Origin of the sequence: Streptomyces sp. NRRL F-5123 (genome assembly GCF_000721495.1) — a bacterium.
Classification (GTDB): domain Bacteria; phylum Actinomycetota; class Actinomycetes; order Streptomycetales; family Streptomycetaceae; genus Actinacidiphila.
Genome location: NZ_JOHY01000001.1, coordinates 255,443 through 271,909 on the forward strand (window position 1 = coordinate 255,443; position 16,467 = coordinate 271,909).

13 protein-coding genes are annotated in these 16,467 nt (G+C 72.7%); 10 read left to right on the plus strand and 3 right to left on the minus strand.

What is annotated here, in order from left to right; genetic code table 11:
• Window positions 1-3: 3 nt before the first annotated feature.
• Complete coding sequence (locus IH54_RS0101165) at window positions 4-2,940, minus strand: ATP-binding protein (RefSeq protein ID WP_031512172.1); 2,937 nt, start codon at window positions 2,938-2,940, stop codon at window positions 4-6.
• 358 nt (window positions 2,941-3,298) lie between these two features.
• Here IH54_RS0101165 and IH54_RS0101170 point away from each other — a divergent pair, with 358 nt between their 5' ends.
• The 4 genes from IH54_RS0101170 to IH54_RS0101185 all read left to right on the plus strand — a co-directional run bounded on the left by IH54_RS0101170 (window position 3,299) and on the right by IH54_RS0101185 (window position 6,728).
• Entirely contained in the window at window positions 3,299-4,417 is a 1,119-nt protein-coding gene (locus IH54_RS0101170; RefSeq protein ID WP_031512173.1) for an isoafricanol synthase, read from the plus strand.
• 64 nt (window positions 4,418-4,481) lie between these two features.
• A complete protein-coding gene (msrA, locus tag IH54_RS0101175) occupies window positions 4,482-4,994 on the plus strand; it encodes a peptide-methionine (S)-S-oxide reductase MsrA (RefSeq protein ID WP_031512174.1) in 513 nt (170 codons plus the stop codon).
• Window positions 4,995-5,055: 61 nt separating this feature from the next.
• Complete coding sequence (locus IH54_RS0101180; RefSeq protein WP_031512175.1) at window positions 5,056-5,982, plus strand: hypothetical protein; 927 nt, start codon at window positions 5,056-5,058, stop codon at window positions 5,980-5,982.
• The gene (locus tag IH54_RS0101185; RefSeq protein WP_031512177.1) at window positions 5,979-6,728 is read left to right on the plus strand and encodes a hypothetical protein; all 750 of its coding nucleotides are present in this window, start codon (window positions 5,979-5,981) and stop codon (window positions 6,726-6,728) included. Before IH54_RS0101180 ends, IH54_RS0101185 begins: the two co-directional genes overlap by 4 nt.
• 42 nt (window positions 6,729-6,770) lie before the next feature.
• Here IH54_RS0101185 and IH54_RS0101190 read toward each other — a convergent pair whose 3' ends face one another.
• On the minus strand, window positions 6,771-7,337 hold the full coding sequence (locus IH54_RS0101190; protein ID WP_078861827.1) for a GNAT family N-acetyltransferase: 567 nt from the start codon (window positions 7,335-7,337) through the stop codon (window positions 6,771-6,773).
• A gap of 347 nt (window positions 7,338-7,684) precedes the next feature.
• On the opposite strand from IH54_RS0101190, the gene IH54_RS0101195 reads away from it, so the two are divergent.
• The 6 genes from IH54_RS0101195 to IH54_RS0101220 all read left to right on the plus strand — a co-directional run bounded on the left by IH54_RS0101195 (window position 7,685) and on the right by IH54_RS0101220 (window position 14,279).
• On the plus strand, window positions 7,685-8,452 hold the full coding sequence (locus IH54_RS0101195; RefSeq protein WP_052396928.1) for an SCO2525 family SAM-dependent methyltransferase: 768 nt from the start codon (window positions 7,685-7,687) through the stop codon (window positions 8,450-8,452).
• A gap of 79 nt (window positions 8,453-8,531) precedes the next feature.
• The gene (locus IH54_RS0101200) at window positions 8,532-10,373 is read left to right on the plus strand and encodes an SCO2524 family protein (protein WP_031512181.1); all 1,842 of its coding nucleotides are present in this window, start codon (window positions 8,532-8,534) and stop codon (window positions 10,371-10,373) included.
• Between the two features lie 3 nt (window positions 10,374-10,376).
• Window positions 10,377-11,294: an SCO2523 family variant P-loop protein gene (locus IH54_RS0101205; RefSeq protein WP_031512183.1), complete on the plus strand. Its 918-nt coding sequence runs from the start codon at window positions 10,377-10,379 to the stop codon at window positions 11,292-11,294.
• Window positions 11,291-12,313: an SCO2522 family protein gene (locus tag IH54_RS0101210; RefSeq protein ID WP_234343306.1), complete on the plus strand. Its 1,023-nt coding sequence runs from the start codon at window positions 11,291-11,293 to the stop codon at window positions 12,311-12,313. Before IH54_RS0101205 ends, IH54_RS0101210 begins: the two co-directional genes overlap by 4 nt.
• 4 nt (window positions 12,314-12,317) lie before the next feature.
• Window positions 12,318-13,286: an SCO2521 family protein gene (locus IH54_RS0101215; RefSeq protein WP_420711695.1), complete on the plus strand. Its 969-nt coding sequence runs from the start codon at window positions 12,318-12,320 to the stop codon at window positions 13,284-13,286.
• A 54-nt stretch (window positions 13,287-13,340) separates the two neighbouring features.
• Complete coding sequence (locus tag IH54_RS0101220; protein ID WP_052396929.1) at window positions 13,341-14,279, plus strand: DUF6879 family protein; 939 nt, start codon at window positions 13,341-13,343, stop codon at window positions 14,277-14,279.
• A gap of 60 nt (window positions 14,280-14,339) precedes the next feature.
• Here IH54_RS0101220 and IH54_RS0101225 read toward each other — a convergent pair whose 3' ends face one another.
• Complete coding sequence (locus IH54_RS0101225; RefSeq protein WP_031512189.1) at window positions 14,340-16,364, minus strand: NPCBM/NEW2 domain-containing protein; 2,025 nt, start codon at window positions 16,362-16,364, stop codon at window positions 14,340-14,342.
• Window positions 16,365-16,467 lie beyond the last annotated feature (103 nt).

The window sequence follows — 16,467 nt, forward strand, 5'->3', positions numbered from 1 at the left end:
GCGTCAGCCGCCGGGCCTGCGCTCCCACCGCTCGGTCCGCGCGACCAGCCGCGCGAGTCCGGTGTGGTCGCAGCCTGCCTTGACGTATATCTCCGACAGCATCCGCGTCACCGCGGGCTCGGTGGAGCCCAGCGCCGCCGCGATCCGCGCGTTGGTCCAGCCCGTGGACGCCCACTCGGCGACCCTGCGCTCCTGGAGGGTCAGCGACGCGGCCTCCGTGCTGCGCGGCTGGAGCGGCCACAGCCCCGTCGCGTCCAGCTCCTCGCGGGACCGTCCGGCCAGTGCGTCGGCCCCGCACTGCACCGCGCTCTCCAGGGCCCGGTGCAGCTGCTCGGCGGCCTCCTGCGGCTGGCCGGTACGGCGCAGCGCGACCCCGTGGTCGAACAGCGCCCGCGCCAGGTCGTAACCCGACGGCGAGCGCTCCAGGTGGGCGACAGCTTCGGCCAGCACCGCGGCGCGCCGCTGCAGCGGGGTGACGGCGGCCTGGGCGTGCAGCGCCTGCCCGATCGCCGACTGGGTACCGAACCGGCGGGCCCTGGCCAGCCCCTCCTCGGCGACCGCCGCCGCCCGTACCGGGTCCGACGGCTCGATCGCCCGGGCCAGGTTCAGCTGCCACGGGCACCACGCCGGATTGCGCATCCCGCGCGCGTCCAGCCGCTCCCCGGCCCGGGTGAGCTGCCACTCGGCCTCGCGGTTGCGGCCCAGCGCGAGCAGCAGCTCGCCGTGGACGGTCTGCGAGTCGGGGTAGACGACCGCGCTCGGCGTGATCTCGCCGTAGCGGTACGACGCGGCCAGCTCCTGCGCCTCGGCGGTCCGGCCGCGGGCGAGCAGGATCTCGATGAGGATGCCGACCGCGAAGTACTGCGCGGGCACCTGGTGGCCGACCCGGTCGGCGATCCGCAGCCCGTCGCGGACCATGGACTCCGCGGTGCCCAGCCGGCCGCGCCGGTAGCGGATGTAGCCGAGCAGCGTGCAGCCGAACGACAGGTGCGCGCCGCGCCAGCCGCGGTCCTGGCACTCCACGATGCCCTGGCTGAACAGCTCCTCGGCCCGCCCCGGCTGGTCGCAGTACATGAAGGTGAGCGCCACCAGCACCGGCACCTCGAAGCCCCAGCGCTCGTCGGTCCACGACAGCCCCTCGCCGAGCGCCTGCTCGGCCCAGTGCAGCGCGGTCGGCGCGGGCTCGCCGCGCACCATCGCGTCCCACGCGCGCAGGCCCAGGATGTAGCGCTCGGCCAGGCCGCGGCCGCTGAGGTGGTCGGCCAGCCGGCTGAGCTTGCGGGAGCGGGCGGCGGAGTCCCGCTCGTCGGCCCGGAAGGCGTTCCACATGAACTGCTCGGCCTGCATGTGCAGCCGGGTCTTGGCGTCGGTGGTCCAGCGCGCGGCCTCCGCGACGGTCTCGGCCGCCTCCGCCATCCGGTCGGAGTGCCCGAGCGCCTGCGCCAGCCGGTAGACGATCGCCTCCTTCAGCTCGGGCGAGAGCACCGGCTCGTCGAGCGCGGCCCGCAGGTGGTTGACGGTGATCGCGGGCTCCGTCAGCAGCGCCGAGCAGCCCAGGTCGTACAGCACCTGCGCGCGGTCCTCCATGGCGGGCGGCTCGCGCAGCGCCCGTGCCAGGCAGCGCCGCGCGGCGTCCGGGGCACCGGCCCTGCGGTACTCGCGGGCCGCCTCCGACAGCTGCTGCACCACCCATGGATCGCTCTCCGGATGGGTCTCCAGCAGATGCCGGGCGGTCGCGGTGACGCCGAGGCCCGCCTGCGCCACGACCGCGGCGGCCTGGCCGTGCATGGCGACCCGGAAGGCCGCCGGGATCGCCCGGTAGACGGCGGTCGCCACCAGCGGGTGGAAGAACTCCAGCCGGCCGCCCTCCGCGTCGTGCCCCTGGCGCGCCGGATCGGCGAGGATACGGGCCTCGCGCAGCTTCGCGACCGCGTCCGCGGACTCCGTCTCGCCGAGCCCGCCGACGCTCGCGGCACGGCTGCGGGACGCGTCGGCGCCCAGCACCGCGGCGCTCCACGCGAAGCGGACGACCGAGGTGCCCATCTTCTCCAGCCGCTCGACGAGCCCGCCGCCCTTGACCGCGGACGCCATCTCGCGCAGCTCCGGCATGTGCACCGACTGCGGCTTGAGCCCGCGGTCGGCGACGCGGGCGGCCAGCTCCACGGCCTCGAAGGGGTTGCCGCCGGTGACTGCCCAGGTCTCGCGGCAGAACGCCTCGTCGGCGTCCTCGCCCAGGGTGTCCCTGACGATGCGTCCGACGGCGCCCGGCGTCAGCGGCGCCAGGTCCAGGGTGCGCGATCCGTGCCGTTCGGCCAGCCGGCCGAACGCGGCGGCGTCGTGCGGGAGTTCGTCGGGCCGGTAGGCCACCACCAGGAGCAGCGGCAGCTCGGTGACGCGCGGCGCGAAACCGGTCAGCCAGGCCAGCGACTCGGCGTCGGCCCAGTGCGCGTCGTCCAGCAGCAGCACCATCGGGGCGTGCTGCACGGCGAACCGGGTGACGATCCAGTCGAGCCCGTCGCGCACGCCCTGCGGGTCGGGCGCGACGTCGACCGCCCCGGCGACCAGGCCCACGGCCGGGGCGACGATGTCGTACCAGCTGCCCAGCGTCTCGCGGTGCTCGGCCTCCGTCGCGGTCGCCAGCAGCGGCTGCAGCAGATGGCGTACGACCTGGAAGGCCGCGCCCTGCTCGTGCTCGCCGCCGCGTGCGGACAGCACCGTGCAGCCGCGTGCCGAGGCCCGCCTGCGCACCTCGGCGAGCAGCGTCGTCTTGCCCAGCCCCGCGGGCCCGGCGAAGGCCAGTAAGCCTCCGGTGCCCGCTGCTTCGGCGCCCTGCGCGGTGCCGGTCAGATCGGACAGCAGGCTCTCCAGCGCGGCGGTCTCCGCCTCACGTTCGAGCAGCAGCCGCCGCGACCGTCCCGGCCGGTCCCCTCGGAATGCCATGTCGTTTCCCCTGAACGTGCGTTGGCTCCGTCACGCGTCCTCGGAAGGCTCAGCGTACGCACCCGGCGATGCGGTGGCGTCCCCCTCGGAAGTACTTGCCCGGGCTCGGCGCCGTCTGCCGCGTGGCCGAGCAGGAAACGGTACCCTCCCACCCCCGTTCGGGGGGAGCACCGAGGGTGCGAACTGCGGACGGTGTGCGCCCGGCGCGCGGAGGACCGTCCCCGAGGGGGGCTGGTCCACCGGCGCTCACTGCGCCTACGCTCGAACCTCCGCACGCGACTCGCACGCGAGTTCGTATGCCGATCGCACCCGCGTCCGCCCGCGCAGCCGGGCGCGCCCGGGCACTGAGGAGGGCGATATGTCACCCGAGCCCGTCGCCGCACCCCCCGGTCCCGCCCTTCCGGACCCGGCCGACCCCACCCGGCGCACCGCCGCCGTCCGCATGCCCTTCCCCGCCCGGCTGAACCCGCACGCGGAGCGGGCCAGGCAGCACACCCTCCAGTGGGCGCAGGGCATGGGCCTGCTGACCGGCGACACCGCGGCGGCGGAGTACGACGCGCTGCGCCTGGAACGGCTGATGGCGTACTTCTACCCCGACGCGAGGGCAGCCGACCTGGAGCTGTCGGCCGACTTCAACGCCTGGTTCTTCATCTTCGACGACCAGTTCGACGGGCTGCTCGGCGCCCAGCCGGAGCGGATCCGCCGGCTCGTCGCCGACCTGGCCGCCACGATGGCGCCGGAACCGCGGTCGCCGGCGGGCGCCCCGGAGCCGGACGGCCCGCTCGTCCGCTCCTTCCGCGACATCTGGCGGCGCTCGACCGACGGCACCCCGCGGTACTGGCGGAGCCGCTTCCGCGACCACTGGCGCGCCTACCTCGCCGCGCACGAGGGCGAGGCCCGCCACCGCAACGCCGTCCGGCTGCCGGGCCTGGAGGACTTCCTCGCCGTCCGGCGCGACACCATAGGCGTCCGGCCGTGCCTGGACTTCACCGAGCGCTGCGGCGGCTACAGCCTGCCCGACGACGTCTACCGCACCCCGGCGCTGCGCGAGATGCGCGAGATCACCTGCGACGTGGTGATCTTCGTCAACGACATCGTCTCGCTGGTCAAGGAACTGGCCGCGGGCGACGTGAACAACAGCGTCGTCGTCCACCGCGCGGACAGGGGCTGCACGGTCGAGGAGTCCGTGGAGCACATCGCGGGACTCGCCAACGCCCGCACCGCCCGCTTCGTCCGGCTCGCCGCCGACCTGCCGCGCGCCCTCGCCGGGCTGCGCCTGGACCGCACCGCCCGCGCGCACGTCGACCACTACGTGGAAGGCATGCGGCACCTCATGGCCGGCAACCTGACGTGGTCGCTCGCCACCGCGCGTTACGACGCGGCGGGCGTGGCCGCCGTCAGCGACGGGCGCCGCCGCCCTTGGGGCCTGCTGGTCGCACCCGGCCCGGCGGAATCCTGCAGCCCCCCGGTGCGTTGACACCTTTGCCCGGAGAACGCGGGGAACCGGGAAGACGCAGACCAGACGCGAGGAGAGGACGGAGATGGCCACGCAGACACAGCGGGCGGTTCTGGCGGGCGGGTGCTTCTGGGGGATGCAGGACCTCATCCGCAAGCTCCCCGGGGTCACCGCGACCCGGGTCGGCTACACCGGAGGCGACGTCCCGAACGCGACGTACCGTGACCACGGCACGCACGCCGAGGGCATCGAGATCCTCTTCGACCCGGAGCGGACCGACTACCGCGCCCTCCTGGAGTTCTTCTTCCAGATCCACGACCCGACGACGAAGAACCGCCAGGGCAACGACATCGGCCTGGCCTACCGCTCGGCGATCTACTACACCGACGACGAGCAGAAGCGCGTCGCCGAGGACACCATCGCCGACGTCGAGGCCTCCGGCCTGTGGCCCGGCAAGGTCGTCACCGAGGTCGAGCCGGTCGGCCCCTTCTGGGAGGCCGAGCCCGAGCACCAGGACTACCTGGAGCGCTACCCGGACGGCTACACCTGCCACTACCCGCGGCCGAACTGGCGGCTCCCCGCCCGCAGCGGGGCCTGACCGCCCGCGGGCGCCGCGCCCCGCCCTGCGGGACGGCGCCCGCCGTGCTGTACTGGCCGGTATGGAGCGCAAGCATCCGGCGATGCCGTCCCTGCGCCCCGGACACGGCGGCCACCCGGGCCGGTCCGGTGCGGCGGGCCGCGCCGCCCGGCAGGCCGACCGGCAGCGCGAGCGGGTCCGGCTCATGATCCAGATCACGGCCCGCGCCGGCGAGTACCGCAGAGGGCTGCTGCGCGCCGTCTCGCGGCTCAGTCCGGAGGAGGCGCAGATCCTCTCCGACCTGGAGCAGCACGGCCTCCAGGTGCCGCAGATGCACGACGTGCTGTGCGGCGGGCACGTCCTGGTCGACGACCCCGAGCTGTACGACCGCTGGCGGGCCGGCAAGGGCAGCCACCCGCGGATCTCCAGCCACCACCGCGACATCGACAAGAAGCGCTACCCGGACATCGGCATGCGCGGGCACGTGGTGCGCGAGAAACTGCACGGCCGCACCGCCACCGGCACCTGGGTGCAGCTGGAGAAGACGCCCGCGGCCTTCGGCGGCAGCAAGATGCCGAGCGTGGACGACCTGCGGCACCTGATGGACTACGTCGTCTACCGCTGCACCGGCAGCAACGTCGGGCCCTGGGGCCTGTCCCGGATGACCGAGCGGCGCCCGATGTACCTCTCGCCGCTGGTCTCCGTGCCCACCGCGCTGGCCGCACCGGTCGCCGGGGCGCTGGCCACGACGCTGCGCCGGATCGAGGAGTCGGACGACACCACCGCGGTCTCCGGCGAGCTGGCCGGCCGCTTCCCGCCCCCCGAGCGGGCCGATCCGGCCGCCGAGCTGGGGCGGGCGCTGCCGGGGCGCGGCGGGCGCGGGCTGTTCGGCAGTTCCGAGGTCTGGGTCACCCAGACTCCCTCGCGGATCGCCGCCCGGGTGCTGCGCGAGCGGCGCGACCAGGCGGCACGGCCGGATCCGGCCCGCCCCGGGGGAGGTCCTCGGTGAACGCGCAGTCGGCCGGCGCCGCGGACCAGCCGGGTGCGGCGGCGGTACCCGAGGGGCTCGTCACCGCCGTGGTGAACATGGTGCACACCGGGCCGGTGCTGCTCGGCGCGTACACCATCGCCGAGCTGACAGCCGTGGACGCGATCGTGGACTTCCTGGAGGCCCGCCCTTCCGAGGACGAGCTGACCGAGGCCGTGCGCTCGCTGGCCGCCCGGCAGCTGCTGCTGGCCGGCGGCGGCGGCGAGCAGGTGCAGGTGCGTGGCGACCTGGGCATCGCGGTGGCCTTCCAGCAGCGTGCCCGGATGGTGCTGGACGCCCGCATCACCGGTACGGAGCCGGGGGAGCCCTGGCGGGTGCTGCTGCTCCCGCAGCCCGAGCACATCTGCCTCATGGTGCGCATCGACGCGCTCGGCGTCCACCAGATCAGCCTGCACACCTTCGACGAGTCCCTGCGGATGCTCACCGAGTGGCTGCCGCGGGGCAGCGCCGCCGACCGGGACCGGGCGCCGGACACCGACGCGCTGCTCGCCGGGGCGGAGCGCTCCGCGCTGGTGACCGTCACCCACTACACCGCGGAGGGCTCCGCGGAGATCGCCGGGGAGAGCACCGACCTGGTGCTGGCCCGGCAGGACGGGCGGCTGCACGTGCTCGCCCGCGACCCCGGGCAGCCGGAGCGGCTGGTCCCCGAGCGGGTGGAGGGCAAGGAGGGCGTGCGCGACCGCATCGCCGGCCTGCTGACCGGCTGACCCCCCCTCACCCCCCCGCCGCGCCTCGCGTCCGCGCCCCCTCTAGGCCTCCGCCGACAGCGCGACCGCGCCCGCCAGCGGAAGGACCATCAGGACCCGGTCCGAGCCCGCCCCGAAGTAGTCGCGGCGCCGGTCGACCCGGGAGAAGCCCAGCGACAGGTACAGGTCGAGGGCGGCCTCGTTGGCCGGCTCGACGGTGAGCCACACCTCCCGCACCCCCCGCAGGCACAGGCTGCGCAGCGATTCGGTCATCAGCAGCCGGCCGAGGCCGCGGTGGCGGCACTTCCGGTCGATCGCCAGGCCGAGTACCCAGCAGCGGGAAGGGTCCGACGTGGTGCCTGCCAGCACGTAGCCGCGTAACGTGCCGGCGTCGTCGACCACCAGGAGGTCGTCGCGGTAGAGGTCGTAGAACTGCCGCAGGACGAAGTAGGGGTAGGCGTGCTGCTGGAAGACCTCCTGGTCCAGGCGGTGCAGTTCGGGAAGGTCGGCGTCGGTCACCGCGCGCACGCGCGGCGGCAGTTCGCCGTCGGCCGGGACGAGTGCGGGCGCGCAGGCCGGCAGCAGCGGCGTCACACGCGGGCTGCCGGCGTCGGGCAGATGGGTCGTCATGCCACTCCTCGGGGGCTGGGGACGGGGACGGGCGGGCCGGTCCGGGACCCGGTCCGGGGACATACGGAGGTCGACGCCGCGTTCCCCCATTCGGCTGACATGGGCTCTCGCGCGTGCGTAAGGTGGGGCCGGCGCCGTGTTCACCGGATCTGACCAGGATCAGCTGCGTTTACCCGCTGTTCAAGGTGGGATACGGATGAAATGCGCGTATGCTGCCACGCGCCCTCCGTGCGCCCTGCGTGAATCCGGCCGATCGCACGGTGGCCTCCGGGCGCCAAGTTCGCGGCTATTATGGAGAGATGGATCTCGGAACGCCCCGAACGGCGAATGACTCTGCGCGCACGCCTGTGCAACGGCTGAATTCGGACGCGCCCTGGGACGCGTTCGACCCGCAGGCCTACGTTGATCACAATTACGGTCGGCTGCGCTCCGATGATGCGAAGATCCTCGAAGTCGTACGCAAGCATTTCGCCGACCACTTCCGTGACACCCCCGACACGGCCGGCGCCCGGCTGCGCGGAATCGACGTCGGTCCTGGGGCAAATTTGTACCCGTCGATGTCCATGCTCCCGTGGTGCGAGAGCGTCACGCTGTACGAGCACTCCGCCGCCAACGTCGGCTATCTGCGCGGCCAGCAGGAGTCCTACGACGACCACTGGGACCAGTTCTGGGACGCGCTGTGCGAGCAGGAGGTCTACGCCCGGCGGGTCGCCGACCCGCGGGGCGCCTTCGCCCGCGCCGCGCGGATCGAGCAGGGCAACCTGTTCGACCTGGGGGAGCGCAGCGAGCGCTGGCAGATCGGCACCATGTTCTTCGTCGCCGAATCGCTGTCCACGTCCGAGGCCGAGTTCCTGCTCGCGGTCGAGCGCTTCATGCGGGTCCTGGAACCCGGCGCTCCCTTCGCGGCGGCTTTCATGGAGGGCTCGCTGGGGTACAAGGTGGGTGACACCCTCTTCCCCGCGTGCAGCGTCACGACGGTCGATGTGCGCAAGAGCCTGAGCCCGTTCGCGGAAGGCGAGGACGTCGCGATCACCCCGGTCGGAATGCCGGGCGGCGCGTTGCGCGAAGGATACGAGGGAATGATCGTGGCCTGCGGGCGGCGCGGGCCCGCATAACACGTACGGAGGAATCCGACCGGGGTGTGTCCGGGCACCGCAGGGAAGTGCAAGGCTGCACCTGGTGGAGGGGTGGGGAATGCAGATCAAGCCGCGGCAGCACCTGCTGGACATCTGGCAGGCCATTTCACGCCATTCGTTTGCCGACGGCAGCTGGGAGTGGGGTGATCCGGACCGCAGGAGCAGTGTCGCCGACGCCGAGCGGCTGCTCTGCCTGATGTATCCCGCCACCGAAATCCCGGCTTTCCGGCTGGACGACCCGGACACCACCGAGCGCGATGTGCAGACCGCGCTCAAGAACGCCGGCGGGCGCGTGGAGATCCCGGCGAAACTCGTCAGCATCCTCGGCGACTTCATGCGCAACCACACCACCGACGACAAGCGTCCCAGCTTTTCCGGCGGCCACTACTTCGTCTCCGCGGACCCCGATCTGGAGCTGACCGAGGAGCAGCGCAGCATCGGCGTGGTCGACTCCTACTCGATGTCGATCACCCTGTGCCTGGCCACCCTCGGCTTCCTCAAGGTCTATTCGAGCAAGACCCGCCGCGCCGACGTACGGGCGCAGATCGAGGAGCTGCGCGCCGCCACCGAGACCCGGCTGACCGCCGCCATGGTGAGCCTGCTGCGCTCCTTCACCGTGAACGTCTTCGACCCCGACGAGCCGCAGGGCCGCACGCTGTGCGGGGTGCTCGGGCAGGGGCGGCTGTCGGAGCGCGTCGTCGTCGAGCGCTTCCAGCGCCGCTTCGAGGCGCTGCGCGCGACCATCGGCGAGAGCCTGACCCTCGGCGTCGACATCGCCGACCGCCTCAAGGACGAGAACCAGCTCTTCGAGTGCGGCTGGGCGTGGACCCTGGTCAAGGACGCGCCGCCGGTCGACACCACCGAGCCGATCGGCCCGCAGCCGATCGGCACCGCCCGGCCGATCCCGTACCTGTACTTCACCGTCGTCGCCCTCGACGGCATCCAGGACCTGTTCAGCGACCGCACCCTCACCCTGGGCCTCCTCACCATCGAACAGCAGCGCCTGGCCGAGGCGTTACGACTGCGGTGGGAGATCACCCAGCAGTACTGGTCCGGCATCGCCCGCTTCAACGAGGCGACCTGGCCGCTGGAGGACATCCCCTGGCGGACCACCGGCCAGCGGCTGGAGTCCGAGTACTTCTCGCTCTGCGTGGCCTCCATCCTCGTCCACGACCTGGTGCGCCGCCGCGCCACCGACGACGACCTGACCCGTACCGTCGCCGTCATGGAACGGCTCGCCGAGCGCGGCCGGATCAGCAGCCGGCTGATGGTCGGCGACAAGGCCATCCACCTGCACAGCCCCGGTATCCGGCTGCCGCTGCAGGGCAGCAGCGAGACCGGCAACCCCATGCAGTGGACCATGGGCGACTTCTCCGCGATGCTCCTCAAGCGCAGCATCCAGCTGTGCACCCTGTCCCGCAACATCACCTCGCACGACCGGCTGCTGCGGCTCGCCGAGAAGATCTTCGACCACATGTGGAAGCGCCGCATCACCACCGGCGTGGGCGCCGGGCTGTGGGACAACGTCGGCTCCGCCTTCCCCGAGGCGACCGTCGAGCAGCTGGCGCTGTCCTGGGGAGTGACCGAGCGCGTCATCGAGTGCATGGTCGCCGGGCGGCAGCTCTACGTGCAGTCCCCGATCCGCAGTTCCGATCTGATCAACTACGCCTCCTGGCTGCTCAGTGAGGCCACCCACCTGCTGGGCAACGAGCAGCTCGAACCGACCTCGGCCCTCGACGCCTCCCGCGGTCTGGCCCTCAAGGGCGTCGAGGTCAAGCTCAACCGCGCCCGGGACCTCGTCGACCGGCAGCCCGGCACCGCGGTGGCGCTCACGATGGAGATCCTCGGCGAACTCGACGGGCTGGCGCTGGCCAGACAGACCGCTTCGCGGGGAGTGTGACCGGTGCTCGTCTTCGCAGCCTCCGACAAGGGTGGCACGGGCCGCTCCGTCACCAGCGCCAACCTCGCCTTCCGCCGCGCCCTCGGCGGGGACGACGTGGCCTACCTGGACTTCGACTTCGGCTCGCCGACCGCCGCCGCGGTCTTCGACGTCCCCAAGGCGACGGGCGGGATCGAGCAGGGCGGCCTGCACTCGTACCTCCAGGGCAAGGCGACCGAGCCGTCCCGGCTGGACGTCTGGGCCGAGACGGAGCACCAGCTGCTGCGCGACCGCCCGGCCAACTCCGGCAACCTGGTGCTCCTCCCCGGTGACCGCAGCGGCGGCGAGTTCGCCGTCGCCAAGGACACCGTCAACCGCTGCATCGACCTCTTCCTGCGGCTCAACAGCGAGTTCGAGGTCGTGATCGTCGACCTCAGCGCCGGCCGCAGCTACGCGATGGACATGGCCCTCGACGTGACCGCGCGGCCCGAGATGCGCGGCGTGCAGGCGCGCTGGCTGGTCTACCACCGCTGGACGCGGCAGCATGTGATCGCCGCCTCCGGACTGGTCTTCGGCCAGCGCGGCATCCTGGCCGGCGGCGTGGCCCGCGGTCACGACAAGGAGGAGCTGCGCTCGGCCATCCGGTTCGTCCGGGCCGCGGTGCCCGACCCGGAGGCGCCGCCGTGGTCGCTGGTGCCGGCCGCGCAGTCGTCGTGGATGCGCAAGTGCGACCAGGACCTCGACCGGCTCGCCGCAGACCGGGACGTCGGCTTCAGCGCCGCCATCGGCAGCGTGCCGCTGGAACCCGTCCTCCAGTGGCGCGAGCAGCTGATCACCGACGAGGACGTGCTCTCCAGCCGGATCGCCAACCTGGAGACGCTGACGGCGCTCCAGGACCTCGCCGACAAACTCACCGACGACGAGGCGTGGGGGCCGGTATGACGAACACCGAGACGGCCGCCACCGCCACCACCGTGCCCGTCACGGCCACCGGGAGCGGCGGGGGCCCCGGCACCGTCTTCCGGGAGACGGCGGCCGAGCCGCGCGTGCAGTCCGTCCCGCTCGCCCAGCTGTCGCTGGAGCTGGGCCACCTCTACATGGAGGACTTCGAAGCCGGCCCCGAGCGCCTGCGCACCCACTTCACCCAGGTCAAGCCGTGGGCCGACGCCGCCCGGGTGCTCGCCGCGGCCGGCGGTCGGCGGGCCCGTGTCAGCACCTGCTTCCTGGTGGACGACTACTTCACCCGCTTCTCCACTCCCGCCGAACTGCTCCCGATGGTGGTCGCCGAGGCCGGGCGCGCGGGCCTGACGATCGACTACCTGGCCCGCGAGTCCGGCTGCGCCGTCGCGGACGGCACGGCGGTGGCCGAGGAGGTCCAGGCCCGCCTCGTCGAGTCGCCGGCCCCCGGCACCGACGGCAGCCGTCCGCCCGCGACGCAGACCGGCTGGCTCGCCAACGGCCGGCGCAGCCCCGCCGGGGGCCTCACCGAGGCGATGGCCGGCGCCGAGCCCTGGCACCCGCCCGCCGAGACGGCCGCGCGACGGCACTCCGTCTTCGCCGACGTCGAGCTGTGGGACGAGGTGGACGGCCGCCGCTGGTGGTCCTGCCCCTTCCTGGCCGCCGTCTGGCAGCTCGCCCGGCTCGGCCTGCTGCGGCACGCCGGGGACCCGGTGCTGCAGCCCGTGCCCTGGACTGCCGCGGAATTCCCGCGCGACTGGGACGAACTGCCGCCGGTGATCCGGCTCAACCCCGCCGCGGCGCCCTTCTCGGCGTACCGCACCTGCTCCGTCCTGCCGGCCCGCTTCCTGACCGTCGAGCACGCGGTGCGGGTGATCCTCGACCAGGTCGACATCGACGCCGAGGCGCTCGACCAGGTCGCGCGGCGCGCGCTGAGCGAGGGCGTGCCGGTGCCGGAGCAGATCACCGACCGCATCTCCTACGTCATGTACGCGGGCGGGTGACGTGATCCCGGGCGGTGGGACGACGGCGCTCGCTCAGCCGGTGCTCGCCTGCGGTGAGGTGCGCACGTGCCTGCTGCAGAACTCCCAGGCGCTGCCCTCGCCGGCCGCCGCCGGGCTGCTGCGGCTGCGCGCCGGGCGGCGGGTCCTGCAGTCCGAGCGGCCCAACGCGTACGCGCTCTCGCCCGACGTGCTGACGGGCGTCGACTGCCGGCTGCCCACCGCCTCCGGTGCCCGGGTCCGCGCGGTGGGCACCGTCACCTCGCGGGCCGCCCTCACCGGTGGCCGGCTGCTGCAGACCGACGCCTTCTGCACGGCGACGGCGGACGGCCCCGAGCGGCGCCGCCCGTGGGGCCACTACCTGGCCCGGCCCGGCATCGTCGAGCCGTTCGGCAAGCTGCCCGACCGGGATGTCGCCGCGGGCTGCCTGGGCGGCCCGGCCAGGCCCGGCGAGCTGGACCTGGGCGCGATAGCCGAGCACCTCCTCCGCACGGTGCTGCGCAACCCCGTGCTGGACCAGGCGGCGCCCTTTCGGGCCCAGGTGACCCGGCTGCGCTGGGTCGCGCTGCGCGCCCCGGACGGCGCGGAGCCGTCCATCGAGAACTTCACCCTCGCGCAGGACGGCCTGCGCACGGTGGAGCTGCGGCTGGCGGGGAGCACGGGAACGGCCGCGGCGGCGAGGCTCTGCGAGGATCTCGCCCTGCACGACTGGCTGCTGACCACGTTGGTGCGGATGGTCGAGCGCAGCCGGCTCGGTTCGGTTGACGGACGCGTGGCGGTGACCGCGCTGCGCCCGGCCGTCGACCATCTGCTGCACCTGTGGATGCCCACCGCACGGGTGGACCGCCTTCTGCACCCGCTGTGGGAGGTGCTGGAGCGGGAACCGGGGTTCAGCCGGCAGTGGCAGATCCTGGTGCAGCGGATCAGGGACCAGCTCGCGCTGCTGGCTGTCTCCGCGCATGTGCAGCAGCCATGACCTGCCCGCCCGCGGGCTCGTAGGCGCACGAACCCACCAGGGGGAGATGACGACATGGCCGGATCGCTGGAGACCGGGTCGGGGGCGCAGACCGCGCCGTCCCGGATCGTACCGCCCGTACTGTTCAAGACACTGCTGACCGCGCTGGTCGGCGGTGCCACCTATCTGCTGACGGACGCCACCGACCAGCCCGAGGTGTGGAAGCTGACCTCCTCCATCTTCCTCGGCGGAGCGGCTCTGATCATCCAGTACATGACCGACTTCGAACGCCGGCTCACCTCCGTCGAGCACACCATCGCCGCGCACAACGCGGAGATGAAGGAGCTGGTCGCCAACGGCTTCGCCCGGATAAACGAGGCCACCGAGCTGTTCGGCCTGGTCGACCGGTCCGCGTTGCCGCCCGACGGCGTCTCCCGGCTGATCCGCAGCGCCAGCAAGGTCGGCACCGGTTCGCCCGCCATCATGCAGGCCTTCGCGCGCGCCGAGGTCAGCCGGCTCGCCGGCCTGATGGAGAACCTCAACGCCAAGCTCGTCGACTACGAGGGCGAGGACCACGACTGGATCGTCACCCTGACGGGCTGCGCGTCGAGCACGATCGACGCCACCAGCACCGCCGTGGACCGCGATTTCTGGCCCAGCGAGCTGGGCCAGCGCTATCTGCGCGCGCAGCGCGACGCGATCGACGCGCACGGGGTGCGGATCCGGCGGCTGTTCATCATCGAGAAGCCGGAGGACAACACCATCGACCTCGGCCAGCTCTGCGACGACCAGCAGAGCCTGGGCATCGAGGTCAAGGTGCTCGCGCTGTCCGACCTGTCGCCGATCGCCCGCATGGACGAGACCAACGACTTCATCGTCTTCGACGAGTCGCTGTCCTACGAGATCGGCTCCGACCTGCGGGGCGTCAACACCAAGACGCTCATGGACCTGCGGCCGGACCGGGTGGCCAAGCGGGTGCAGCGCTTCAAGACGCTCTGGGAGGCGGGCCGCTGACGGCCGGTGCCCCCGCGGGTGGCGCGGGGGCACCGGCCGGTCACGGTGGGGGAGCGGGGATCAGGAGCAGGTGATCTGCGCGTCCGCCCAGTCGGCGTGGTCGCTGTCGTTGCCGTCGCCGCCGTCGGTGACGACCAGGTGTACGACCTGGGCGCCGGTGACGTCGGCGGACAGCGGGTGGCCGCCGGTGGTGCTGGTGACGACGCCGCTGTCGGCGACCTGCTTGCCGTCGGCGAGCACCAGGAACTCGACCGAGCCCTTGCTGTTCTTCTTCTCGTCGTCGATACCGACGGTGGCGGTCACCGAGGTGCAGGCCCCGGCGGTGTAGAAGGCCACGTCACTGGGTGCGTGAACGCCCAGGCCCTTGGCGTAGACGGTGCCGCCGAGGGTGATCGGGTGGCCGTCGCCGGCCTTGGCCTCGCCGTTGCTGGTGTCGCGCTCGACCGGGCCCCAGCCGTTGCTCGCCGACTCCCACGGGAGGTCGCTGAGGTAGGAGGTGCCGGCCGGCGGCGGGACGGCGACGGAGATCTGGCCGCCGAGCGGGACGCTGACGGCGCTGTCCTTCCCGGCACCGCGGTAGGTGACGGTGCCGGAGAGGGCGTACGTGCCGGTCGGCGTTCCCTCGGGGACGTCGATGTGCCACGTCGTGTTCAGGGTGCTGCCGCCGGTGAGCGCCGGGGTGCCGGTGGGGCCCTTGGGGCGGATCGTCCAGCCGTCGGGGGCGTCGAGCTTGACCGAGACCTGGAGCGACGGCAGGGTGCCGAGGTCGGTGGCGTACGCGGTGACGTCGGCGCCCTTGCCGGGCTGGATGTGCACGGAGGTGCCGCTGACGCCCGCGTCGACCAGGGCCGGGTTCACCAGGGCGTGGACGTCCCGGGAGACCCGCAGCAGGACGGTGCCGTGCGCGGGGACGGTGGCCGCCAGGGTGCCGGACGACTGGTAGTCGCGGTGCTGCCACAGGTCGCGCACCTTGTAGCCGGTGGCGGAGGCGGGCAGGCCGGCGGCCTCGGCGGTGGTGGAGATGTGCTGCGGCTGGTCGGACTCGTTGTACAGCGCGACCGCGCGGTCACCGTTCGCGAGCTGCTTCACGACGACCTTGGTGCCGCTGTCCGTCGAGGCGAGCACGCTCGCCTGCTTGCCCAGCGGGTCCTGGTCCAGCGCGATGACCTCCTTGTTGAGCAGGATGTCCATCGTGGCCGGGGTGGCCTTGCGCAGGTCGGTGCCGATGAGCAGCGGGGCGTTCATCATCGACCACAGCGAGAAGTGCGTGCGGTACTCGGTGTCGGTCATGCCGCCGTTGCCGACCTCGAGCATGTCCGGGTCGTTCCAGGCGCCGGCCCGGGCGTAGGACGACAGCGGCAGGTTGGCGTCCGTGATGGACTTCAGGCTGCCCCAGTTGTCGCTGATGTCGCCGGTTGTGCGCCACAGGTTGCCGATGTCGCCGGCCCACTCCCAGGGCTGGAGCTGGCCCCACTCGCAGAGCGAGTAGACGATCGGCCGGCCGGTCGCCTTGAGCGCGTCGCCCATGGCGGTGTAGCGGCTCAGGAAGTCCGCCATCGTGCCGTCGCTCTTGTTGTTGCAGTTGTCGTACTTGAGGTAGTCCACGCCCCAGTCGGCGAAGGACTGGGCGTCGGCGGCCTCGTGGCCGAGGCTGCCGGGGTAGCCGGCGCAGGTCGCGGTGCCCGCGTCCTCGTAGATGCCGAGCTTGAGGCCCTTGCTGTGGACGTAGTCGGCGGTGCCCTTGATGCCGTCGGGGAATTTGACCGGGTCGGGGACCAGCCGCCCGTCGGCGTCGCGGGTGTGGGTCATCCAGCAGTCGTCGATGTTGACGTAGGTGTAGCCCGCGTCCTTCAGACCGGAGCTGACGAAGTAGTCGGCAGTGTCCTTGATCAGCTGCTCGTTGACGTTGCAGCCGAAGGAGTTCCAGTCGTTGAAGCCCATCGGCGGGGTGAGGGCGAGGCCGTTGTCGAGGGCCGCCGCGGACGGCGCCGTGGCGACCCCGGCGGTGATCGCGGCCACGCCGAGGCCGCCTGCCCACAACGCCCCTGCGGTGACGCAGGACAGGATCCTGCGGGTGATCGGCATACGAGTCCCATCGTAGGTTCCGGAGAGATCGCCGGTGCGGCAGCCGCCTTGGTCGCCACAGAATCCGACGCAACTCAACAGTTGGCGACATGACAGACCCCCT